This is a genomic window from Stutzerimonas nosocomialis (assembly GCF_005876855.1).
Lineage (GTDB): Bacteria > Pseudomonadota > Gammaproteobacteria > Pseudomonadales > Pseudomonadaceae > Stutzerimonas > Stutzerimonas nosocomialis.
The window spans coordinates 42,583-64,166 of sequence record NZ_QLAE01000028.1 but is presented as its reverse complement, the minus strand read 5'-3'; the positions used below and the strand labels follow the sequence as shown (position 1 = coordinate 64,166).

23 protein-coding genes are annotated in these 21,584 nt (G+C 65.9%); 15 read left to right on the top strand and 8 right to left on the bottom strand.

The features are described 5' to 3' along the window. The coding region (locus DN824_RS22720) for a hypothetical protein (protein WP_241666721.1) at window positions 1–107 on the top strand (107 nt) is incomplete at its 5' end. Window positions 108–169: 62 nt separating this feature from the next. Here the strand turns inward: DN824_RS22720 and DN824_RS16560 are convergent. The 4 genes from DN824_RS16560 to glyQ are packed head-to-tail and all read right to left on the bottom strand — an operon-like array spanning window position 170 to window position 4,476. Beyond that, on the bottom strand, window positions 170–928 hold the full coding sequence (locus tag DN824_RS16560) for a lysophospholipid acyltransferase family protein (RefSeq protein ID WP_138409511.1): 759 nt from the start codon (window positions 926–928) through the stop codon (window positions 170–172). Beyond that, the gene (gene gmhB, locus DN824_RS16555) at window positions 925–1,470 is read right to left on the bottom strand and encodes a D-glycero-beta-D-manno-heptose 1,7-bisphosphate 7-phosphatase (protein WP_138409510.1); all 546 of its coding nucleotides are present in this window, start codon (window positions 1,468–1,470) and stop codon (window positions 925–927) included. The genes DN824_RS16560 and gmhB overlap by 4 nt, the downstream gene beginning before the upstream one ends. Before the next feature lie 4 nt (window positions 1,471–1,474). Beyond that, window positions 1,475–3,529, bottom strand: a complete 2,055-nt coding sequence (glyS, locus tag DN824_RS16550) for a glycine--tRNA ligase subunit beta (RefSeq protein WP_138409509.1) — start codon at window positions 3,527–3,529, stop codon at window positions 1,475–1,477. Next, window positions 3,529–4,476, bottom strand: a complete 948-nt coding sequence (gene glyQ / locus DN824_RS16545) for a glycine--tRNA ligase subunit alpha (RefSeq protein ID WP_138409508.1) — start codon at window positions 4,474–4,476, stop codon at window positions 3,529–3,531. Before glyQ ends, glyS begins: the two co-directional genes overlap by 1 nt. 120 nt (window positions 4,477–4,596) lie before the next feature. Between glyQ and DN824_RS16540 the strand changes: the two genes are divergently transcribed. Genes DN824_RS16540 through DN824_RS16530 form a run of 3 tightly spaced genes read left to right on the top strand, consistent with a single transcriptional unit; the run spans window position 4,597 to window position 6,392 of the window. After that, window positions 4,597–5,154, top strand: coding sequence for a DNA-3-methyladenine glycosylase I (locus DN824_RS16540; RefSeq protein WP_138409507.1), 558 nt, complete (start codon window positions 4,597–4,599; stop codon window positions 5,152–5,154). A gap of 55 nt (window positions 5,155–5,209) precedes the next feature. After that, window positions 5,210–6,097: a lysophospholipid acyltransferase gene (locus DN824_RS16535; protein ID WP_138409506.1), complete on the top strand. Its 888-nt coding sequence runs from the start codon at window positions 5,210–5,212 to the stop codon at window positions 6,095–6,097. A gap of 31 nt (window positions 6,098–6,128) precedes the next feature. After that, the gene (locus tag DN824_RS16530) at window positions 6,129–6,392 is read left to right on the top strand and encodes a PilZ domain-containing protein (protein ID WP_138409505.1); all 264 of its coding nucleotides are present in this window, start codon (window positions 6,129–6,131) and stop codon (window positions 6,390–6,392) included. A gap of 8 nt (window positions 6,393–6,400) precedes the next feature. Here the strand turns inward: DN824_RS16530 and ehuA are convergent, their stop codons facing one another. The 4 genes from ehuA to ehuB all read right to left on the bottom strand — a co-directional run bounded on the left by ehuA (window position 6,401) and on the right by ehuB (window position 9,460). After that, window positions 6,401–7,180, bottom strand: a complete 780-nt coding sequence (gene ehuA / locus DN824_RS16525; RefSeq protein WP_138409504.1) for an ectoine/hydroxyectoine ABC transporter ATP-binding protein EhuA — start codon at window positions 7,178–7,180, stop codon at window positions 6,401–6,403. A gap of 27 nt (window positions 7,181–7,207) precedes the next feature. Further along, on the bottom strand, window positions 7,208–7,870 hold the full coding sequence (gene ehuD, locus DN824_RS16520) for an ectoine/hydroxyectoine ABC transporter permease subunit EhuD (protein WP_138409503.1): 663 nt from the start codon (window positions 7,868–7,870) through the stop codon (window positions 7,208–7,210). Continuing rightward, window positions 7,867–8,526: an ectoine/hydroxyectoine ABC transporter permease subunit EhuC gene (gene ehuC / locus DN824_RS16515; protein WP_138409502.1), complete on the bottom strand. Its 660-nt coding sequence runs from the start codon at window positions 8,524–8,526 to the stop codon at window positions 7,867–7,869. Before ehuC ends, ehuD begins: the two co-directional genes overlap by 4 nt. Before the next feature lie 76 nt (window positions 8,527–8,602). Beyond that, window positions 8,603–9,460 (bottom strand): ectoine/hydroxyectoine ABC transporter substrate-binding protein EhuB, encoded by an 858-nt coding sequence (ehuB, locus tag DN824_RS16510; protein ID WP_138409501.1) that lies wholly within the window; start codon window positions 9,458–9,460, stop codon window positions 8,603–8,605. A 243-nt stretch (window positions 9,461–9,703) separates the two neighbouring features. Between ehuB and ehuR the strand changes: the two genes are divergently transcribed. The 11 genes from ehuR to DN824_RS16455 all read left to right on the top strand — a co-directional run bounded on the left by ehuR (window position 9,704) and on the right by DN824_RS16455 (window position 21,558). Beyond that, a complete protein-coding gene (gene ehuR, locus DN824_RS16505) occupies window positions 9,704–11,101 on the top strand; it encodes a MocR-like ectoine utilization transcription factor EhuR (RefSeq protein ID WP_138409500.1) in 1,398 nt (465 codons plus the stop codon). Between the two features lie 135 nt (window positions 11,102–11,236). Continuing rightward, window positions 11,237–12,208 (top strand): hydroxyectoine utilization dehydratase EutB, encoded by a 972-nt coding sequence (gene eutB / locus DN824_RS16500; protein ID WP_138409499.1) that lies wholly within the window; start codon window positions 11,237–11,239, stop codon window positions 12,206–12,208. Between the two features lie 35 nt (window positions 12,209–12,243). Next, window positions 12,244–13,227: a cyclodeaminase gene (locus DN824_RS16495; RefSeq protein WP_138409498.1), complete on the top strand. Its 984-nt coding sequence runs from the start codon at window positions 12,244–12,246 to the stop codon at window positions 13,225–13,227. A gap of 76 nt (window positions 13,228–13,303) precedes the next feature. Next, window positions 13,304–14,494, top strand: a complete 1,191-nt coding sequence (gene doeA / locus DN824_RS16490) for an ectoine hydrolase DoeA (RefSeq protein ID WP_138409497.1) — start codon at window positions 13,304–13,306, stop codon at window positions 14,492–14,494. A gap of 106 nt (window positions 14,495–14,600) precedes the next feature. Continuing rightward, window positions 14,601–15,602 (top strand): N(2)-acetyl-L-2,4-diaminobutanoate deacetylase DoeB, encoded by a 1,002-nt coding sequence (gene doeB, locus DN824_RS16485; protein ID WP_138409496.1) that lies wholly within the window; start codon window positions 14,601–14,603, stop codon window positions 15,600–15,602. Between the two features lie 55 nt (window positions 15,603–15,657). Continuing rightward, complete coding sequence (locus tag DN824_RS16480) at window positions 15,658–16,134, top strand: Lrp/AsnC family transcriptional regulator (protein ID WP_138409495.1); 477 nt, start codon at window positions 15,658–15,660, stop codon at window positions 16,132–16,134. A 60-nt stretch (window positions 16,135–16,194) separates the two neighbouring features. Next, window positions 16,195–17,082, top strand: coding sequence for a LysR substrate-binding domain-containing protein (locus DN824_RS16475; protein ID WP_138409494.1), 888 nt, complete (start codon window positions 16,195–16,197; stop codon window positions 17,080–17,082). A gap of 115 nt (window positions 17,083–17,197) precedes the next feature. Beyond that, window positions 17,198–18,601 (top strand): 3-isopropylmalate dehydratase large subunit, encoded by a 1,404-nt coding sequence (gene leuC, locus DN824_RS16470; RefSeq protein ID WP_138409493.1) that lies wholly within the window; start codon window positions 17,198–17,200, stop codon window positions 18,599–18,601. 12 nt (window positions 18,602–18,613) lie between these two features. Further along, window positions 18,614–19,264 carry a 3-isopropylmalate dehydratase small subunit gene (leuD, locus tag DN824_RS16465; protein WP_138409492.1) on the top strand — a complete coding sequence of 217 codons (651 nt, stop codon included), beginning with the start codon at window positions 18,614–18,616 and terminating at the stop codon, window positions 19,262–19,264. A 127-nt stretch (window positions 19,265–19,391) separates the two neighbouring features. Continuing rightward, window positions 19,392–20,678: an SLC13 family permease gene (locus tag DN824_RS16460; protein ID WP_174236530.1), complete on the top strand. Its 1,287-nt coding sequence runs from the start codon at window positions 19,392–19,394 to the stop codon at window positions 20,676–20,678. Window positions 20,679–20,901: 223 nt separating this feature from the next. Beyond that, complete coding sequence (locus DN824_RS16455; RefSeq protein WP_138409491.1) at window positions 20,902–21,558, top strand: 7-cyano-7-deazaguanine/7-aminomethyl-7-deazaguanine transporter; 657 nt, start codon at window positions 20,902–20,904, stop codon at window positions 21,556–21,558. Window positions 21,559–21,584: the final 26 nt, after the last annotated feature.

The window sequence follows — 21,584 nt, the reverse complement described above, 5'->3', positions numbered from 1 at the left end:
CCGGTGACGTCACCACGGTGCCGTACAAGCAGATCGTGATCGCCGTGGGCGAGGGCGCCAAGGCCTCGCTGGGGGCCTTCGATCACCTGATCCGCCATTCGGTATAAAGGCGGAGGCAAACAAAAAGGGGCAGACCTGAGTCTGCCCCTTTTTCATTGGCCCGAAGGTCTCAGGCGCTGGCGACCGCTTCGGACGAAACGCCTTCGAGCTGGGCGACCTGCTGGTTGATCCAGTCCTCGGCGCGCTGGTTGAGTGCTGCGATCGCGCGCGGGCCTTCACCCTCGGCGTGCAGCGCCGGACCGATCACCACCTGGATGGTGCCGGGGTGCTTGGCCCAGCCGGCTTTCGGCCAGAAGGAGCCGGCGTTGTGGGCGATCGGCAGCACGGGCAAGCCGGCATTGGCGGCCAACGCTGCGCCACCGCGGGAGAACTTACCGGGCTGGCCCACCGGCACCCGGGTGCCCTCCGGGAAGATCAGCACCCAGACGCCCTGCTTGAGACGCTCGTCGCCCTGCTTGGCCAGCTGGCGGAGGGCCGCCTTGGGATTGTCGCGGTCGATGGCGATTGGCTTGAGCAGCGCGATGGCCCAGCCGAAGAAGGGCACGAAGAGCAGCTCACGCTTGAGCACCTGGCTCAGCGGCTCGAAGTAGGCCGAGAGGAAGAACGTCTCCCAGGTGCTCTGGTGCTTGGCCAGGATCACGCAAGGTTGCGTCGGGATGTTCTCCTGACCGCTGACTTCGTAGCGGATACCGGCTACTACCCTGGCCAGCCAGATGGCGCTGCGGCACCAGGTCTGGACCACGAAGCGGTAGCGGGCGCGGAAGGGCATGAACGGCGCGCAGACCATGCTGACCAGGCACCAGACGAAGGCGCTGGAGGCCAGCAGCAGGTAGAACACGGCTGTACGCAGAGACTGCACGAAGCTCATCGCGTCTTCTTCCCGATCAGATGATCCGCAACGGCGGAAAGGTCGTCGAACACCTGGGTGCCAGGCGGCAGGGGACTCTGCAGCGTGCGCTGCCCCTTGCCGGTCCTGACCAGGTAAGGCACGCCGCCCAGCAGCATGCCGGCGTGCAGGTCGCGGTGGCTGTCGCCGACCACCGGCACGCCCGACAGGTCGGGCAGCTTGAAATGGTCGGCGATGCGCCGGAACAGCCCTGGCTGAGGCTTGCGGCAGTCACAGCCGTCGTCCGGGCCATGGGGGCAGTGGACGATCAGGTCGATGCGCCCGCCGTGGTCCATGGTCAGGCACTGCATCTTGAAATGCATGTCACTCAGAACCGAGGCATCGAACAGCCCGCGTGCCAGCCCCGACTGGTTGGTCGCCACGGCGACCGTCCAGCCGGCACGGCACAGCCGACCGATGGCTTCCAGCGAACCGGGAATGGGGATCCATTCCTCCGTCGTTTTGACGAAGTCGTCGGAGTCCTGGTTGATCACCCCGTCGCGGTCGAGAACGATCAGCTTCAAGGTTTTAACCCAGCGCGGAAATATCGGCGACGCCAAGGAACAGTCCTCTGAGTCGGGCCAGCAGTGCATAGCGGTTGGCGCGCACGGAAGCATCCTCGGCGTTCACCAGTACCGCCTCGAAGAACGCATCGACCGGCTCGCGCAACAGCGCCAGGCGTTCCAGCGCTTCGCGGTAACGCCGCTCGGCGCCCAGGGGCAGCACGGCGTGTTCGGCCTGCTGGATGGCCGAATACAGCGAAAACTCGGTCGCGTTGTCGAAATAGCGCGGCTCCACCGCCTCGGGCAGCTTGCTTTCGAACTTGCTCAGCAGGTTCGAGACGCGCTTGTTCACCGCGGCGAGCGCTTCGGCTTCGGGTAGCCGGCGGAAGGCCTGGACCGCCTGCACGCGCTGGTCGAAGTCCAGCGCCGAACCGGGCTGCACGGCACGTACCGCGAGGTAGGACGACACGTCGATGCCTTCGTCCTCGTAGCGCGCACGCAGGCGGTCGAAGATGAACTCCAGCACCTGGTCAGCCAGCCCTGCGCTGTTGACCTTGTCGCCGAACTGGCCGATGGAGAAGCGCACGGCCTGCACCAGATCCAGATCGAGGTCCTTTTCGATGAGGATGCGCAGCACGCCGAGGGCGGCGCGGCGCAGCGCGTAGGGGTCCTTGCTGCCGGTGGGCAGCATGCCGATGCCGAAGATGCCGACCAGGGTATCGAGCTTGTCGGCGACCGCCACGGCCGCGCCGGTCAGGGTGCTCGGCAGCTCGGCGCCGGCGCCGCGCGGCATGTACTGCTCGTTCAGTGCCAGGGCGACGTCTTCGGGTTCGTTGTCGTTCAGCGCGTAGTAGTAGCCGGCGATGCCCTGCATCTCGGGGAATTCGCCGACCATCTCGGTGGCCAGGTCGCACTTGGACAGCAGGCCGGCACGCGCCGCCCGCTGGCGATCACCGCCGATGCGCTCGGCGATGAAGGCGGCGAGGCGGGAAACGCGCTCGGCCTTGTCGAACACCGATCCGAGCTGGGCCTGGAACACCACCTTGGCCAGGCGCTCGTTGAAGCGCTCGAGCGGCTGCTTCTTGTCCTGCTTGAAGAAGAACTCGGCATCGGTCAGGCGCGGGCGCACGACTTTCTCGTTGCCGGCGATGATCTGCCGGGGGTCCAGGCTCTCGATGTTGGCCACGGTGATGAAGCGCGGCAGCAGCTTGCCGTCGGCGTCGAGCAGGCAGAAGTACTTCTGGTTGTCCTGCATGGTGGAGATCAGGGCTTCCTGGGGCACGGCGAGGAAGCGCTCCTCGAACGAGCACACCAGCGGCACCGGCCATTCGACCAGGGCGGTGACTTCGTCGAGCAGCTCGCTGGGCACGATGGCGCGGCCCTGGTGCTCGGCGGCGAGTTCGGCAACCCGCTTGCCGATCAGCTGCCGGCGTTCGGCGAAATCGGCGATCACATGGGCGCTGCGCAGCTCGTCCAGGTAGCTCGACGGGCTCGAGATGCGCACCGCTTCGGGATGATGGAAGCGATGGCCGCGCGATTCACGGCCGGTCGTCTGCGCCAGGATCTCGCAGGGTACGACCTGATCGCCGAGCAGCATCACCAGCCACTGGGTCGGGCGGACGAATTCGTCCTTGCGCGCCGCCCAGCGCATGCGCTTGGGAATCGGCAGCGCGGCGAGGGACTGCTCGACGATGCCGGGCAGCAGGTCGCGGGCAGGCTGGCCGGGAATGCTGCGGCTGAAGCGCAGCTTCGGGCCGCTGGTGTCGACTTCCGAGAGATCGACGCCGCACTTGCGGGCGAAGCCCAGCGCGGCCTGGGTCGGCTTGCCCTCGGCGTCGAAGGCGGCCTGCAACGGCGGGCCGTCGAGGTTGACGCTGCGATCGGGCTGTTCGGTGGCGAGCTGCTCGACGACGACCGCCAGGCGGCGCGGCGCGGCATAGGCGCGGGCAGCGGCGTAGTTCAAGCCGGCTTCGCGCAGTCCGCTTTCGATGCCGGCCAGGAAGGCATCGGCGAGTTTCTTCAGCGCCTTGGGAGGCAGCTCTTCGGTACCCAGTTCAACCAGGAAATCCTGAGCGTTCATCATTCGGCCTCCTTCAGCTTGGCCAGTACTTCATCGCGCAACGCCGGAGCAGCCATCGGGAAGCCGAGCTTGCCGCGTGCCTGCAGGTAACTCTGCGCCACGGAACGGGCCAGGGCGCGCACGCGCAGGATGTAGCGCTGGCGCTCGGTCACCGAGATGGCGCGGCGCGCATCGAGCAGGTTGAAGGTGTGCGAGGCCTTGAGGACCATCTCGTAGGTCGGCAGCGGCAGCTCCAGCTCGATCAGCCGGTTGGCCTCGCTTTCATAGAAGTCGAAGAGTTCGAACAGCTTCGGCACGTTGGCGTGCTCGAAGTTGTAGGTGGACTGTTCCACCTCGTTCTGGTGGAAGACGTCGCCATAGGTGACGGTGCCGAACGGGCCGTCGGTCCAGATCAGGTCGTAGACCGAGTCGACGCCCTGCAGGTACATCGCCAGGCGTTCCAGACCGTAGGTGATCTCGCCAGTGACCGGGTAGCACTCCAGGCCACCGACCTGCTGGAAATAGGTGAACTGGGTGACTTCCATGCCGTTGAGCCAGACTTCCCAGCCCAGGCCCCAGGCGCCCAGGGTCGGCGACTCCCAGTTGTCCTCGACGAAACGTACGTCGTGCACCGAGGTGTCGACGCCGATGCGGCGCAGCGAACCCAGGTAAAGGTCCTGGATGTTCTCCGGGTTGGGCTTGAGCACCACCTGGAACTGGTAGTAGTGCTGCAGGCGGTTGGGGTTCTCGCCGTAGCGGCCGTCGGCCGGGCGGCGCGAAGGCTGGACATAGGCGGCGTTCCAGGTTTCCGGACCGATCGCCCGCAGGAAGGTGGCGGTGTGGAAGGTACCGGCGCCCATCTCCATGTCGTAGGGCTGCAGGACCACGCAACCCTGTTCCGCCCAGTAGCTTTGCAGGGCGAGGATCAGGTCTTGGAAGGTGCGCACGGCAGGCGTAGGCTGGGTCAAAATTTCACCTGTGCTGGGCTTCGACAGAAAGCCTCGGAGTATAACCGAATCCACTGCCGTACCGCCGGGAGGATCGTGCCCGCGGTCGCCGCCCAGCCGCCTGACTGCCCGAGAAATGCCATGCCCCGCTGCGCCTGGTGTACCGACGATCCCCTCTACCAGCACTACCACGACAACGAGTGGGGCGTGCCCCAGCGCGACCCCGAGCGGCTGTTCGAACTGCTGCTGCTCGAAGCCTTCCAGGCGGGCCTGTCCTGGATCACCGTGCTGAAGAAGCGCGAGCGCTACCGCGAGGTGCTGTTCGGCTTCGACCCGGCGCAGCTGGCGCGCATGAGCGATGCGCAGATCGACGCCCTGATGCTGGATCCGGGCATCATCCGCAACCGGCGCAAGCTCGAGGCGGCGCGCACCAATGCGCGGCGCTGGCTGGAGCTCGAAGACCCGTCCGGCTGGCTGTGGAGCTTCGTCGGCGGTGCGCCATGGATCAACCACTTCGAGCGCCGCGATCAGGTGCCAGCGGTGAGCGAGCAGGCGGTGGCCATGAGCAAGGCGCTGAAGAAGGCCGGCTTCAGCTTCGTCGGGCCGACCATCTGCTACGCCTACATGCAGGCCGCCGGGATGGTCATGGACCATACCCGGGACTGTGATCGCTACGCCGTTCTGAGCAGCGGCCGCTGACCTGCGCCCGCACCGAGCAGTTACACTAGGTGTTTGATTGTCGGGAGTTCTCCTGTTGGAAAAGCTCAAAGGTGCCGTTGCGGTCGGGTGTCTGCGACTGCTCGCGTTGCTGCCATGGGGCGCGGTGCAGCGGCTCGGCGATTTCATCGGCTGGCTGATGTACAAGCTGCCCAACCGTTCCCGCGAAGTGGCGCGGATCAACCTGCGCAAGTGCTTCCCCGAGCTGAGCGCGGACGAGCAGGAGAAACTGCTGCGCGAAAGCCTGCGCGGAATCGGCAAGAGCTTTACCGAGAGCGCCTGCGCCTGGATCTGGCCGGCGCAGAAGTCCATCGACCTGGTCAAGGAAGTCGAGGGGCTGGAGGTGTTGCAGGCCGCGCTGGCATCGGGCAAGGGCGTGGTGGGCATCACCAGCCACCTGGGCAACTGGGAAGTGCTCAATCACTTCTACTGCGCGCAGTGCAACCCGATCATCTTCTACCGGCCGCCCAAGCTCAAGGCGGTGGACGAGCTGCTGCAGAAGCAGCGCGTCCAGCTCGGCAACCGGGTCGCGCCCTCGACGCGCGAAGGCATCCTCAGCGTGATCAAGGCGGTCAGGCGCGGGGAGGCGGTGGGTATCCCGGCCGATCCCGAGCCGGCCGAATCCAGCGGCGTGTTCGTGCCCTTCTGCGCCACCCAGGCGCTGACCAGCAAATTCGTCCCCGGCATGCTCGCCGGAGGCAAGGCGCTCGGGGTCTTCCTCCACGCGTTGCGCCTGGAGGACGGGTCGGGCTACAAGGTGATCATCGAAGCCGCGCCGCAGGAGATGTACAGCGAGGACGTCACCACCGCGGTCGCGGCCATGAGCGGCGTGGTCGAGCGTTATGTACGGCAATGGCCGACCCAGTACATGTGGACCATGAAGCGCTTCAAGAAGCGACCACCGGGCGAGGCCCGCTGGTACTAACGCCAACCCCCAGCCAAACCAAAGGACGGACATGAGCAAACGGCAATATCCACGGACCGCGATGAAATGCCGAATCAAGATCAGCCACCCCTCGTTCGGCGAGGTGCTGGGGCAGACCCGCGATCTTTCCGATGGCGGAGTCTATGTCCGCCACCCTGAGCTAATCGCGCTGGGCGTCGGCGAGCGGGTGACCGGGCAGGTGCAGGACCTGCCGATCGAGGCGCCGGTACTGGAGATGGAAGTGATGCGGGTGGACGCCGAAGGCGTCGGCCTGCGCTTCGTCAACCGCGAGTGACTCGGCGCTCAGTGCGCTTCGTTGACCGCACTGAGAAAGGCCTGGGTTCTCTCCTGGCGGGGATGGCCGAACAGCTCGGCCGGCGTTCCCTGCTCATGGATGTTGCCCTTGTGGAAGAAGCACACGCGGTCGGCGAATTCCCGGGCGAAGCCCATCTGGTGCGTCACCATCAGCATCGTCAGGTTGTGCTCGGCGCCCAGCTTGCGGATCACCCCCAGCACCTCACCGCACAGCTCCGGGTCCAGCGCCGAGGTCACCTCGTCGAACAGCATCACCTTCGGCCGCATGGCCAGTGCCCGAGCGATGGCCACACGCTGTTGCTGGCCGCCTGAGAGCTGCGACGGGTAATGCTGGTGCTTGTCGCCCAGGCCCACCAGATCCAGCAGCTCGCGCGCCCGTTCGCCGGCTTCCTGCTTGTTCATGCCCAGCACCTGGACCGGCGCTTCCATGACGTTCTGCAGCGCGCTCATGTGGGGAAACAGGTTGAAGCTCTGGAACACCATGCCGATCTTGCCGCGCACGCGCCGCTGGTGCCGCGCGCTGGCCGGTACCAGCCGACCGGAGCGGTTGGGCATGTGGGTCAGGGGCTCGTCGTCGACGACAATCAGGCCGTCGTCGATCTGCTCGAGCGTCATCAGGGCGCGCAGCAGGGTGGATTTGCCGGAGCCGCTGGGTCCGATGATCGCCACCTTTTCCCCCGCTTCGACGCTGAGGTTCAGGTTATCGAGCACCGTGAGGTTGCCATAGCGCTTGGTGACATCGGTGAAGCGAACGATGGGGCGGGGCATGGGGAAACTCCTCGGGCAATCGCGCGGTCAGCGCGGGGCGTGTTCCATGCGCGCTTCGAGGCGCCGCACGAACCAGGCCAGGATGAGGCTGACCGCCAGAAAGAACAGGCCGACCAGGGTGATGGGTTCGAGGTAGCGGAAGCTTTCCGAACCGATGTTCTTGGCCTGCTGCATCAGCTCGACGACGGTGATCGCCGACAGCACGGGCGTGTCCTTGAGCATCGCCACCAGATAATTGCCCAGTGCCGGCAATACCGGGCGTAGCGCCTGCGGCAGGATCACGTCGCGGTAGGCCGTCAGCGGCTTCATGTTCAGCGCCGTGACCGCTTCCCACTGGCCGCGCGGCACCGCATCGAGGCCGGCGCGGTAGACCTCGGCCGTGTAGCAGGCATAGTGCAGCGCGATACCGATGATGCCGGCCTGCAGCGCGGTGAGGCTGATCCCGTAGTTGGGGAACACGTAGAACAGGAAGTACACCTGGATCAGCAACGGCGTGCTGCGAATGAATTCGATCAGCCCGGTGGCCGGCCAGGAAAACACCGCCAGGCGACTGCGCCGTGCGATCGCCAGCAGCAGGCCGAGGACCAGGGCGATGGCGAACCCGACGGCGGTGATGTACAGCGTGTTGAGCGAGGCGCGCAGCAGGTCGGGCAGAATGGCGAGCGCGAAATCCCAGTCGAACAGCTTCATGACATCCCCCCGCGCATGCGGCCGCGACTGAGCCGACGATCGAGCAGGCGCATGGCCAGGTTGATCGCCTGGGCCATGACGAAATAGAGCACCAGGGTCAGGGCGAATATCTCCAGGGTCATGAAGGTCGCCTGGTCCAGCTGACGGGCACGGAACGTCAGGTCCGACAGCGTGATCAGCGACACCAGGGAGGTGTTCTTGAGCAACTCGATCAGCAGGTTGGTCCCGGGGGGAATCGCCGCCAGCAAGGCTTGGGGCAGCACGATCCGATAGAAGCGCCGGACCGGGGTCATGTTCAGTGCCACGCAGGCCTCGTACTGGCCCTTGTGTACCGAGCGGATGGCGCCTCGCATGACCTCGGCGCCGTACGCGCCGATGTGCAGGCCCAGGCCGATCACCGCCACGCTGAAGGCGCTGAGTTCGATGTTGAATGGCGGCATCGGCAGCACGAAGTACAGCCAGAACAGCTGCACCAGCAACGAGGTACCGCGAAACAGCTCGATATAGGTCACCGCCAGCCAGCGTACTGGTGCAATGGGCGAGAGCCGGCCCAGCGCGCCCAGGATGGCCGAGACAATCGCCAGCAGCGAGCCCCAGAAAGTGACCTGCAGGGTCATCCAGGCGCCCTGCAGCAACAGGGGAATCAATTCGTTCATAAGGGTCCCGATGCGGTCCGCGGGGTACAGGCAGGCCGCCGCCGGAGGTCTCGCGCGGCGGCTGCCGTTTCGGGCCTTACTGGCCGCAGAGCTCTGCGGCGGTCTTGTCGGTCAGGTTGGAGCGGTCGAAGCCGAACGGCTCGATCGTCGCCAGGTGATCGTCGCTGCCCAGCCACTCCTTGAGCTGGTCGTTGACCGCATCGCGCAGGGCCTTGTCCTGCGGACGGAACGCCAGGGCGCCGTAGCCGGTGTGGGCCGGATCGTCCTTGAAGTCGGAAATGGCTTCGACACGATCACCGCCCTTGTCGGCAAGACCCTTCATGGTCAGCTGCGTGCCGACCGCGGCGTCGGCGCGGCCGCTGCGTACCGCCTGCAGCTGCGCGGTGGTGTCGGGGACCTGGAGTATCTGCGCATCGGTGATACCGGCGCTGCGGGCATAGCCGAGGTTGACGGTGCCGGCCATGATCGCCACCTTCACCTCGGGGTTGGCGGCGATGTCTTCGTAGCTGCCGAGCTGCCTGGGATTGCCCTTGGCCACCAGCAGGGTGTCGGGCAGCTGGTAATGCGGGTCGGTGAAGAGAACCTGCTTGCAGCGTTCGGGGGTGATGTACATGCCCGCGGCGATCAGGTCGAAGCGGCCGGCGCCGAGGCCGGGAATCAGCGAGCCCCATTCGGTGAGCACCGGCTTGATGGTCTCGACGCCGAGCCGGTCGAAGACCTTGCGGACGATTTCCGGGGATTCGCCGGTCACCTTGCCGTCGAGTTCGGTATAGGCGAAGGGGGTCTCGTTGGCGTAGCCGATGCGCACGCTGCTGCTGGCCTTGACCTTGTCCAGGGTATCGGCCATGACCAGGCCGCTGGCGAGGGTGGCGCAGAGCATCGAGCAGGCGATCGCCAGCCGAGCGAGGGGAGTGGTGCCTGTGGCGCTGCTCATCGTTGTATCTCCTAGCTTATTGTCATCCACCCCTGGGTGGAACGCGCTTTCATAGGAGGCAGTAATCAAGAGCGAAGAGGTTGGAAACCCCAGGTATGGATTTTTATTGGATTCTGTCGTGATTGTTCCAACCTGGGTTCGAGCATACAAAAGGGCGTTTCGTCATTCGATTGCACTAGGACAATAGAGTTGGCGCCAAGGGCAGGGGATGCTTGCATCGGTCAAGCGGACGAAGAGGCGGTCATGCAGCACTGGAAACAGGCCCTATCGGCGGCACGTTGCGGCGAGACCAAATACAAGCGGCTGGTTCACGCGATCGTCGCCGACATCGAACAGGGCCGGCTCGGCGACGGCCAGCGCTTGCCGCCCCAGCGCCAGATCGCCAGTGCGCTGGGCATCAGCATGCAGACGGTGACCAACGCCTACAAAGAGCTCGAGCGCCAGGGACTGGTGCGCTGCGAGGTGGGACGCGGCAGCTTCGTTTCCCGGCGCACCAGCGAGCGGGTCGCCACCTCGATGCTCGACAGCGAGGGCGAGCTGCTGGACTTTTCCAGTGCCCGCATCGTCCACACGCTCGAGCACGATCGCCTCTGGCAGGAGACCTGCCTGGAGCTGGCCGGCGAAGCCGAACAGCCCTGGATGCGTGCCTTCCGTCCGATCGCAGGGTTCGAGCGGCATCGCGAAGTCGCCGTCGGCTGGCTCGCGCACCTGGGTCTTGCGGTCGAAAGCCGTGACCTGCTGCTGACCAACGGCGCCTCCCACGGCATCTTCCTGGCCCTGGCGTCCCTCGCCGGCCCCGATGACGTGGTGCTCTGCGCCGGGCTGTCCGACCATGGCGTGATCGGCGCCTCGCAGGTGCTGGGCTTCACCCTGCGCGGGCTGGAAATGGATGGCGACGGGATCGATCCCGAGCATTTCGAGGACCTCTGCGCCAACGAGCGGATCACCGCCCTGGTCTGCACGCCGAACCTGAACAACCCCACCAGTTGCGTGATGCCCGACGCCCGTCGCCGGGAGATCGCCGCCATTGCCCGGCAGTACGGCGTGCACGTGATCGAGGACGACGTCTACGGTCCGCTGCTGGCTGGCCAGCAGAAGGCGCGGCCGATCAGCCACTACCTGCCGGAGCTGTCCTTCTATTGCACCAGCATGACCAAGTCGGTGCTTTCCGGCTTGCGCCTGGGCTATCTGGCGATGCCCAAACGCCTGGCGTTGCGCACCGAGAGCATCCTGCGGGTCAACAGCTGGATGGCCACGCCGCTGCTCGGCGAAATCGCCACGCGCTGGATCGAAGGCGGGCAGGCCGAGGCGCTGGTGCAGCTGCAGCGTCAGCTGCTGGCCAACCGGCAGGCGATGGTCGAACAGGAGTTGGGCGAGCATCTGCTGCGCAACCACGTCTACTCGCTCAATGCCTGGCTGCGGGTACCCGATTACTGGGAGGCCGACATGCTGCAGCGTGAGCTGCGCCAGCGGCAGATCGCCCTGACGCTGCCCGACCCGTTCATGCCGCCCGGCGCGCCGCGTCCACGGGCGATGCGCCTGTGCGTGGGCGCCGAGTGCAGCGAAGCCCAGATGCGCCAGGGCTTGCAGGCGGTGCGGGAAGTCTTCGAGCAGTACCCCCACATCCACCAGGATTTCTAGCGAAAGCCCTTTTGTTAGGGGGCATCGGGGCGATTGCCATGCCCGTGAAAAAATAGCGTCCTAGTACATTCGGCGATTGTGCGACGCACTTTTACACTCGCCCGAAATCGGACCTCACGGGAAGACCCTCGGGCCATGCAAACCCTCCAGCCAGACGCGATCCGGGCCGCCCGCCAGCACATCGGCGAGCATGTCCGGGTGACCCCGCTAGAACACTCGGCGAGTCTTTCGCAGCGGCTCGGCGTGCCGGTGTGGCTCAAGCTCGAATCGCAGCAGGCCACCGGCAGCTTCAAGCTGCGCGGTGCGGTCAACGCCGTGGCGCAGCTTTCGGCCGAGGCTCGCCGTGGCGGGGTGGTCACCGCCTCGACGGGCAACCACGGCCGGGCCTTGGCCCATGCCGCCGCGCAACAGGGCGTCAGGGCCACCGTATGCCTGTCGCGCCTGGTGCCGGCGAACAAGGTCGAGGCGATTCGTGCGCTCGGCGCCCAGGTGCGCATCTGCGGCGACAGCCAGGACGCCGCCGAGGCGATGGCGCTGCGCCTGGCCGCCGAGGAGGGGGCCACCTACCTGCCGCCGTTCGATCATCCGCACATCGTCGCCGGCCAGGGCACCCTCGGGCTGGAAATCCTGGAACAGTGCCCGGAGGTCGCCGAGGTGCTGGTGCCGCTGTCCGGCGGCGGCCTGCTCGCCGGTGTGGCGTTGGCGCTCAAGAGCGCACGCGACCAGATCCGCGTGCACGGCATCAGCATGCGCCGCGGCGCCGCGATGCACGCCAGCCTCCAGGCCGGCCATCCGGTCGAGGTCGAGGAGCTGCCGACCCTGGCCGACTCGCTGGGCGGCGGCATCGGCCTGCACAACCGCTTCACCTTCGGCATGACCCGCTCGCTCTGCGACGCGCTGCACCTGCTCGACGAGCCGGCGATCGCCGCTGGCATCCGCCACGCCTACCACGAGGAGCGACTGGTGATCGAAGGCGCCGCCGCAGTGGGCATCTCGGCCCTGCTCGAAGGGCTGATCGAGCCGCGCGGTCCGGTGGTCGTGGTGATCAGCGGGCGCAACATCGACATTCAACAGCACCTGCGGGTGATCAACGGCGAGAACAGCTGATTTCGGCGCGCCGGACAGCGATTCGGAGGGACACCATGGCCACTGTCGTTCTGCTCAATGAATCCGACCTGCGCGCCTGCGTCGGGCTCGACCACGACAGCCTGGAGGCCGTGGAGCAGGCCTTCGCGCTGCTGGCCACCGCGGCGGTGGCGATGCCGCCGATCCTGCGTCTGGACATCCCCGAGCATAACGGCGAGGTGGACGTGAAGACCGCCTACCTGCCGGGCATTCCGCACTTCGCGATCAAGGTCAGCCCAGGCTTCTTCGACAACCCCAGGCGCGGCCTGCCGAGCCTCAACGGCATGATGATGCTGCTCTCGGCGCAGACCGGTCTGCTCGAGGCGCTGCTGCTCGACAACGGCTACCTGACCGCGGTGCGTACCGCCGCCGCCGGCGCGCTGGCTGCCAAGTGGCTGGCCCGGGAAGATGCCCGCTGCGTCGCGATTCTCGGTGCCGGCGAGCAGGCGCGCCTGCAGCTCGCCGCCCTGCGCCTGGTGCGTGACGTCCGCGAGGTGCGTATCTGGGCGCGCGACGCCGGCAGGGCCACCGCCTTCGCTGCCGAGATCGAAGGGCTCGAGGCCCGCGTCTGTTCGAGCATCGACGAGGCGCTGGCCGATGCCGACATCGCCCTGACCACCACGCCGAGTCGCGAGCCGCTGATCGAGGCGCGTCACCTGCGTCCAGGGCTGCACATCACCGCGATGGGGTCGGATGCCGAACACAAGAACGAAATCGCCCCGGCCGTGCTGGCCGCGGTCGATCTCTACGTCGCCGACCGCCTGAGCCAGACCCGTCTGCTCGGCGAACTGCACCACGCGCTGGAAGCCGGCTGCGTCAGCGACGAGAACGGATTCACCGAGCTGGGACGGGTAATTGCCGAAGAGCACCCCGGCCGCACCTCGCCGCAGCAGGTCACCCTGTGCGATCTGACCGGCACCGGTGCGCAGGACACCGCCATCGCCAGCTTCGCCTTTGCGCGCGCGCAAGCGCTCGGAAAGGGTTTCGCGTTTTCTTCCTAGGTGCCAGCGGCAGGCGCCCGGGTTCTCACTGCCAACGCCGTAACCCCATTATCGAGCCATACACGAGGGCAGTTGCATGTCCGAAATCGTCGTCAATCTCCCGTTCAGCCGGGAGGAATATGCCACGCGCATCGCCAAGACCCGCAAGGCCATGGAAGCGCAGGGCATCGAGCTGCTGATCGTCACCGACCCGTCGAACATGGCCTGGCTGACCGGCTATGACGGCTGGTCCTTCTATGTCCACCAGTGTGTGCTGCTGCCGCTCGAAGGCGATCCGGTCTGGTTCGGCCGAGGCCAGGATGCCAACGGCGCGCGTCGCACCGCCTTCATGGGTGATGCCGACATCATCGGTTACCCGGATCACTACGTGCAGTCGCGGGTGCGTCATCCGATGGACTACCTGTCCCTGGAAGTCATCGTCGCCCGCGGCTGGGAACGCCTCGGCATCGGCGTCGAGCTGGACAACTACTACTTCAGCGCCGCGGCCTACGGGTCGCTGCGCCGGCACCTGCCCTGCGTGCGCTGGTGCGACGCGACCGGGCTGGTCAACTGGCAGCGGGCGATCAAGTCGCCCAAGGAAATCGAGTACATGCGCGTCGCCGCGCGCATCGTCGACCGCATGCACGAGGCGATCTACGAGCGTATCGAACCCGGCTTGCGCAAGAACGAACTGGTCGCCGAGATCTACCGCACCGGGATCTGCGGGGTGGAAGGCCATGGCGGCGACTACCCGGCCATCGTCCCGCTGCTGCCCACCGGGGCCGACGCCAGCGCGCCGCACCTGACCTGGGACGACACGCCGTTCGAGCGCGGTGCGGGCACCTTCTTCGAGATCGCCGGCTGCTACAAGCGCTACCACTGCCCGCTGTCGCGCACCATCTACCTCGGCAAGCCGCCGCAGCACTTCCTCGATGCCGAGCAGGCGGTGCTCGAGGGCATCGCCGCCGGCCTGGAGGTGGCCAAGCCCGGCAACACCACCGGCCAGGTCGCCGCCGCGCTGTTCAACGTGCTGGAGAAGTCCGGCATCCACAAGGACAGCCGCTGCGGCTACCCCATCGGCCTGAGTTATCCGCCGGACTGGGGCGAGCGCACCATGAGCCTGCGGCGCAGCGATGAAAGCGTGCTGCAGCCCGGCATGACCTTCCACTTCATGCCGGGGCTGTGGATGGAGGACTGGGGGCTGGAAATCACCGAGAGCCTGTTGATCACCGACACCGGCGCCGAGACGTTCTGCAGGGCGCCACGCAAGCTGTTCGTCAAGGACTGAGCCTGTACCACCCGTTGCGGGGAGGGAGATGCCCGGCGCGCATCTGCCCCCTGCCATTGACCCGGGCGGACGAACCTGCGTCCGCCCCTGATGCTGGATGCCATCGATGACCGCATTGCGCGACAACCCCATCAGCCCCACCGTGGACTTCGACCGCGACGGGGTGCAGCACGGCTTTCTCAAACTGCCCTATTCGCGGGACGACTCCGCCTGGGGCGCGATCATGATTCCCCTGACCGTGGTGAAGAACGGCGCCGGCCCCACCGCGCTGTTCACCGGCGGTAACCACGGTGATGAATACGAGGGGCCCCTGGCCCTGACCAAGCTGGCGCGCGAGCTGGACGTCGACCAATTGCAGGGGCGGGTCATCATCGTCCCGTTCATGAACCTGCCCGCGGTGCAGGCCGGCACCCGCACCTCGCCGATCGATCGCGGCAACCTCAACCGCAGCTTTCCGGGACGGCCCGACGGCAGCGTGACGGAAAAGATCGCCGACTATTTCCAGCGCACCCTGCTGCCGATGGCCGACTTGGTGCTGGACATCCATTCCGGCGGGCGGACCCTGGATTTCCTGCCGTTCGCCGCCTGCCACCTGCTGCCCGACAAGGCCCAGCAGGCGCGCTGCGAAGCCGGCATGCGGGCCTTTGGCGCGCCCTACTGCATGCAGATGCTCGAGCTCGATGCGGTGGGCATGTACGACAGCGCCGCCGAACAACAGGGCAAGGTGTTCGTCACCACCGAGCTTGGCGGCGGGGGCAGCAGCACGGCCCGGAGCCTGGCGATCGCCGAACGCGGCGTACGCAACCTCTTGATCCACTTCGGGCTGTTGGCCGGTGAGCTGCAGGCCAGCGACTCGGTGAAGCTCGACATGCCCGACGGCGACTGTTTCGTCACCAGCGAGGACGCCGGCCTGCTGGAGATGTGCCGGGACCTGGGCGATACGGTCGCGGCCGGAGACGTCATCGCCCGGGTGCACAGCCTGAGCCGCACCGGGGTTCCGCCGACCGAATATCGCGCCCGGCGCGGCGGGCTGCTGGCGGCCCGGCACTTCCCGGGACGCGTCCAGGTCGGCGATACCCTGGCGGTCGTCGCCGAGGTGCTGGGCTGATGGCGTACGCCTGCGGGTTCACCCTCCGTGGCACCTTCGATCGAGGGCACCCGTGATGCACAAGCTCGACCGCTACGACCTGAAGATCCTGCGCATCCTCGGCGAGGACGGGCGCATCACCAAGTCCGCCCTGGCCGAGGCGATCAACCTGTCGGTGACGCCGGCCTGGGAACGGGTACGCAAGCTCGAGGCGGCCGGGCTGATCCAGGGTTATCGCGCCCGGATCGACTGGGCGATGCTGTTCAAGACCCAGCAGGTGCTGGTGGAAATCACCCTGGCGCGCCACACCGCCCAGGACATGCGCCGCTTCGAGCAACGCCTGGCCGAAGCCCCGGAGGTCGCCTTCTGCTACGCCACCGGAGGGGGCGTCGATTACCTGGCGATGATCCGCGCGCGCGACATCGACCACTACCAGCGTTTCATCGACCAGCTACTGCTCGAAGACATCGGCATCGAGCGCTATTTCACCTACATCGTCACCAAGACGGTGAAGACGGACGAAGACCTTCTGCCGGCCGAGGCATACGAGTAGCGCCGCCGGCACGAGATTCGGGCATGATCGCGGCTTCGTTCGCCCACCGGAGAACCAGCCTTGGCCCTTGACCCGATCTCCCTCAAGCTCTTCATCCGGGTGGTAGAAGAAGGCCGTATCGCTGCGGCGGCCAATAGCGAACACATTGCCGCGGCGGCAGTGAGCAAGCGGCTCGGTGAGCTGGAAGGAACCCTCGGCACGCAGCTGTTGATCCGCACCAACAAGGGCGTAGTGCCCACTGCCGCCGGGTTGGCGTTGCTAGGTCCTGCGCGCGCCGCGTTGCGCAGCCTGGAGCAGATCGAGTCACAGATGGAGGACTATCGGCTCGGCGTTCGCGGCGACGTCCGGATCGCCGCCAACATCTCTTCGCTTTCGCAGTTCCTGCCCGGCGACCTCAAGGCCTTCTCCGCACGCTACCCGCAGGTGAACATCCACCTGGAGGAAAGCGTCAGCACACGCACGCTGCAGGCCGTGGCCAGCAATTCGGTCGACATCGGCATCTTCAGCTACGGCAGTCTGCCGGTGGATCTGGAGGTGCGCCCCTACCGGCGCGATCAGCTGATGCTGATCACACAGGCCGACCATGTTCTGGCGGGAAGACCGAAAGTCCGCTTTCGGGACACGCTCGATTACCCGTATGTAGGCATGCGCGCCGACAGCGCCCTGTCGATCATGATGGCGGCGGCCGCCAACGAGCTGGCGCGCCCGTGGCATGTCCGGATGCACGTGGCTAGCTATGACGTGCTGTGCCTGATGGTCGATGCTGGGCTCGGGTTAGCGCTGCTGCCGAGACAGGTGGCCAGACACCACGCCAACCAGTTGGCGCTCGCGGTGGTCGAGATGGACGAGACCTGGACCTATCGCGAACTCAAGCTCTGCGTGCGCGATTACGCCGCGCTTCCAGTGGCCGCCCGCCTGCTGGTCGATCACCTGCAAGGCAAACTCTGACCCTTCCTCTTGACGCTTGCCATCGCGAAACGCGATGGCGGACTCGCAATTCATTTCTATGCAGTTCTGCGCGAGCGCCCCTACATTGCCTCCAAACAATGATAAGGAGGCGACAATGGCCGAGGCCAAAACGCTCTTTCAGAAGCTGTGGGATAGCCACAGAGTCATCGATCTGGACGATGGCGAAGCACTCATCTACATCGATCGCCATCTGGTCAACGAAGTGACCAGCCCCCAGGCCTTCGAAGGCCTGGCGCGTCGTGGCCGCAAGCCCTGGCGGGTCGATGCGGTGCTTGCGGCCGCAGATCACAACGTACCCACCCTGATGCGCGCGCAGGGCATCTCCGACGAGCTGGCGCTGGTGCAGGTTCGCGCCCTGGCGAACAACTGCCAGGCGCTGGGTATCACCCATTACGGCATGGATGACGCGCGCCAGGGCATCCTGCACGTCATCGCGCCGGAGCTGGGCGTTACCCAGCCCGGCATGACCATCGCCTGCGGCGATTCCCATACCAGTACGCACGGTGCCTTTGGTGCGCTGGCGTTTGGCATCGGGACCTCGGACATCGAGCACCTGCTGGCGAGCCAGTGCCTGCGCATGCGTCCGCTCAAGACGCTGCGCATCACCGTCAGCGGCACCCTCGGCAAGGGCGTCTCGTCCAAGGATCTGGCCCTGGGCATCATCGCCCGGCTGGGCGCGTCGGGCTGCGCCGGCCATGCCATCGAGTTCGCCGGCGACACCATCGAATCGCTGTCGATGGAGGCGCGCATGACCCTGTGCAACATGTCCATCGAGGCGGGTGCCAGGGTCGGCTTGGTCGGCGTCGACCAGACCACCATCGATTATCTGAAAGGCCGCGCGGCCGCGCCGTCGGGCGACGCCTGGGAGCAGGCGCAGGCCTACTGGCGCGAATTCGTCAGCGACGAAGGCGCGCGTTTCGATCGCGAACTGGCCATCTCGGCGGAAAGCATCCAGCCGTTCGTCACTTGGGGCACCTCGCCGGACATGTCCTGCACGATCGACGGGCGCGTACCCCACCCCGAGGACGTCGAGCCGCTGCGCAGGGAGAGCTACACCCGAGCGCTGTACTACATGGATCTCTGTCCGGGCATGGCGATCAGCGATATCCGCCTGGACAAGGTCTTCATCGGCTCCTGCACCAATGCCCGGATTGAGGACCTGCGCATCGCCGCCTCGGTGGTGAAAGGGCAGCGGGTGGCCCCCGGCATTCGCCAGGCACTGGTCGTTCCCGGCTCCGGGATGGTCAAGGCGCAGGCCGAGGCCGAAGGCCTGGACCGGATCTTCGTCGACGCCGGGTTCGAGTGGCGCGAGCCGGGTTGCTCCATGTGCTTAGGGATGAACGACGATCGGCTGCAGCCCGGCGAACGCTGCGCCTCCACGTCCAACCGCAATTTCGAAGGTCGCCAGGGCGCCGGTGGTCGATCCCATCTGGTCAGCCCGGCGATGGCGGCCGCCGCCGCCATCGCCGGGCATTTCGTAGACGTGCGCAACTGTTGAGGGAGTCGGCTCATGCAACCATTCACCACGCTTGACGGGCTGGTCGTTCCACTGGACAGGCGCGACGTCGACACCGACGCGATCATGCCCAAGCAGTTCATGAAGTCGATCCGGCGTACCGGGTTCGGGCAGAACCTGTTCGATAGCTGGCGCTACCTCGATGAAGGCGTGCCAGGTGCCGACTGCGGCAACCGGCCGCTGAATCCGGAGTTTTCGCTCAACCAGCCTCGCTACCAGGGTGCTCAGGTCCTGCTCTGCCGGGATAACTTCGGTTGCGGCTCGAGCCGCGAGCATGCGGTCTGGGCGATCGAGGAGTTCGGCTTTCGCGTGCTGCTCGGCACCCGCTTCGCCGACATTTTCTTCAACAACTGCCTGAAGAACGGCGTCCTGCCCATCCGCCTGGCACCCGAGGTCGTCGATTCGCTCTTCGTTCAGGTGGAGCAAACGCTTGGGCTGAGAATGCAGGTTGATCTGCCGAAGCAGCAGGTTCGTTGCGGCGAGCAGCAATGGGGCTTCGAAATCGACAGCCATAGCAAGCATTGCCTGATCGAAGGACTCGACGATATCGACCTGACTCTCGAGCGTGCCGCCATGATCGAGCGATACGAGCAGCAGCGGCAGCAGCGAACGCCGTGGTTGTTCGAGCCGGTCAGGGGGCTTTGACCAGGTCGGATCTCGACAGCACCAAGGCCATTTCCGACGCGGCGGGTTCCGGCGCGTCATAGCGCGCGGCTGGTCGTGGCATCGCCGCGTTTCAACTCCCTATTCCAATAACAAAAGGGGCACGCACGTGCTAACGATCATCATCATTCTGGCCATCCTGTCATCCATTGGCATCGGCTACTGGCTGAACATCAACATCGGCCTGCTGGCCATGGGGTTTGCCTACATCATCTCGGTGTTGGTGATGGGGCTGAGCAGCAAGGAGCTGCTGGGCTTCTGGCCGATCAATCTGTTCTTCATCATTTTCGCCATCACCTTCTTCTTCGGCTTCGCCATCAGCAACGGCACGCTGGACAAGGTTTCCCACCGCACCGTCTACATGGCGCGGCGCATGCCGGCGATGATTCCCTTCGCCCTGTATGGCCTGGTAATGCTGATTTCCGGAGTGGGACCAGGACACTACGCGGTGTTCGTCTTTCTTTCCCCGCTGGTGATGTCGGTCGCGGCGCGCACCGGAATGAGCCGGGTGCTGGGGGCGATCATTGTCGTCTGTGGCGGCATGGCCACGACCTTCGTGCCCATCAGCATGGGCGGTCGGGTCACCCAGGGCATTCTCGAGAACGCCGGCTACGATGTGGTGACCGCGGCGAACCATACGCACGTGCTGCTGATCGACGCCTTTGTCGTCAACACGGTGATGTTTCTCGCGGCCTACGTGCTGCTCAAGGGATACCGCACCCGCCATCTGGACAGCGAACCGCCGGAGCCGCTGGACCCCGCACAGCGGCGCACGCTGGCGCTGATCCTGGCCGTCATCGCCGCCATCGTGTTGCCAAGCGTGCTCGCCGCCGCGATGCCCTCGGTCGCCTTGCTGGGCACGATCGCCTCGCGGATGGATGCCACCTTCGTCTCCATCATCGGTATCGTGCTGGCGCTGGTCCTTCGTGTCGGGAACGAAAAGGACGCGCTGGCCAAGGTCCCGTGGGCGATCATCGTGCTGCTCTGCGGCATGGGCATGCTCATTGCGGTAGCGGTTAAAGCCGGGACCATCAGTGCACTGTCGCAGTGGCTGGCCACGCATGTCAGTGCCACCAACGTCCCCTATGCGACCGGTATTTCCGCGAGCCTGATGAGCTTCTTCTCGAGCACGCTCGGTGTGGTGATGCCGACGCTGTTCCCCATGGCGCCGAGCCTGGCAGCGCAGACCGGCACCAGCGAGACGCTGCTGCTGGCGGTAATCATGCTTTGCGCCTCGATGACCGGTTTCTCGCCCTTCTCTTCCGCAGGTGCCCTGGCCCTGGCCGGCGTACAGAGCGAGGCGGAGCGGGGGCGGTTGTTCTTCCAGCTGCTGCTGTTGCCTTTCATTGGCGTGTCATGCGTGCTGCTGCTCGTGTTCTTCAGGCTGATCGGCTAGCCGGTCAGGCATCGCCCGTCCATTGGCGGCCCCGGGGTGCCAATGGGCGTTCAACGAGCTTGGTCTCAGCCTGCGGTTGAATACGCCCGAGCCAGTCCTGGCCAGGATCTGAGCGACGAAAGCCCTGGCCGGTCCATCGCGGCAAGGCTAGAATGCGCGCCGCCCCGGCCTCCCGGCGGGGCAATGGGTTCCCTCACCCCATCACCCCCAAAAAGGACATGCCATGCTGCAGATCCCTTCGTCGGTCCGCCGCGCCACGCTGGCCGGCCTGATCGCTTTCCACATCCTCATCATCATCACCAGCAATTACCTGGTGCAGCTGCCGATGACCCTGTTCGGCTGGCACACCACCTGGGGCGCGTTCAGCTTTCCGTTTATCTTCCTGGCCACCGACCTGACCGTGCGCTTGCTCGGCAAGGGTCCTGCGCGGCGGGTGATCGCCCGGGTAATGATCCCGGCGCTGGTGGCCTCCTACGTGGTCTCGGTGCTGTTCCACCAGGGCGTATTTGGCGGTCTGGCGGCGCTCGGTGAGTTCAATCTGTTCGTGTTCCGCATTGCGGTGGCCAGCTTCCTCGCTTACGCGCTTGGCCAGATTATCGATATCCAAGTATTCGATCGGCTGCGTCGGCTGCGCCAATGGTGGGTCGCGCCCAGTGCTTCCACGGTCTTCGGCAACCTGCTGGACACATTCGTGTTCTTCTCCATCGCCTTCTGGCACAGCGACGACCCCTTCATGGCAGCGAACTGGGTGGAAATCGCCAGTGTCGACTACGTGATCAAGCTGATCATCAGCCTGGCGCTGTTCGTGCCGCTCTACGGCATGCTGCTGAACGTCATTGTGCGCTTGCTGCAGGGCCAGCGAAGCACCGCCACGGTGTAAGCGTAAAAGCCGATAAGAGCGCTGGA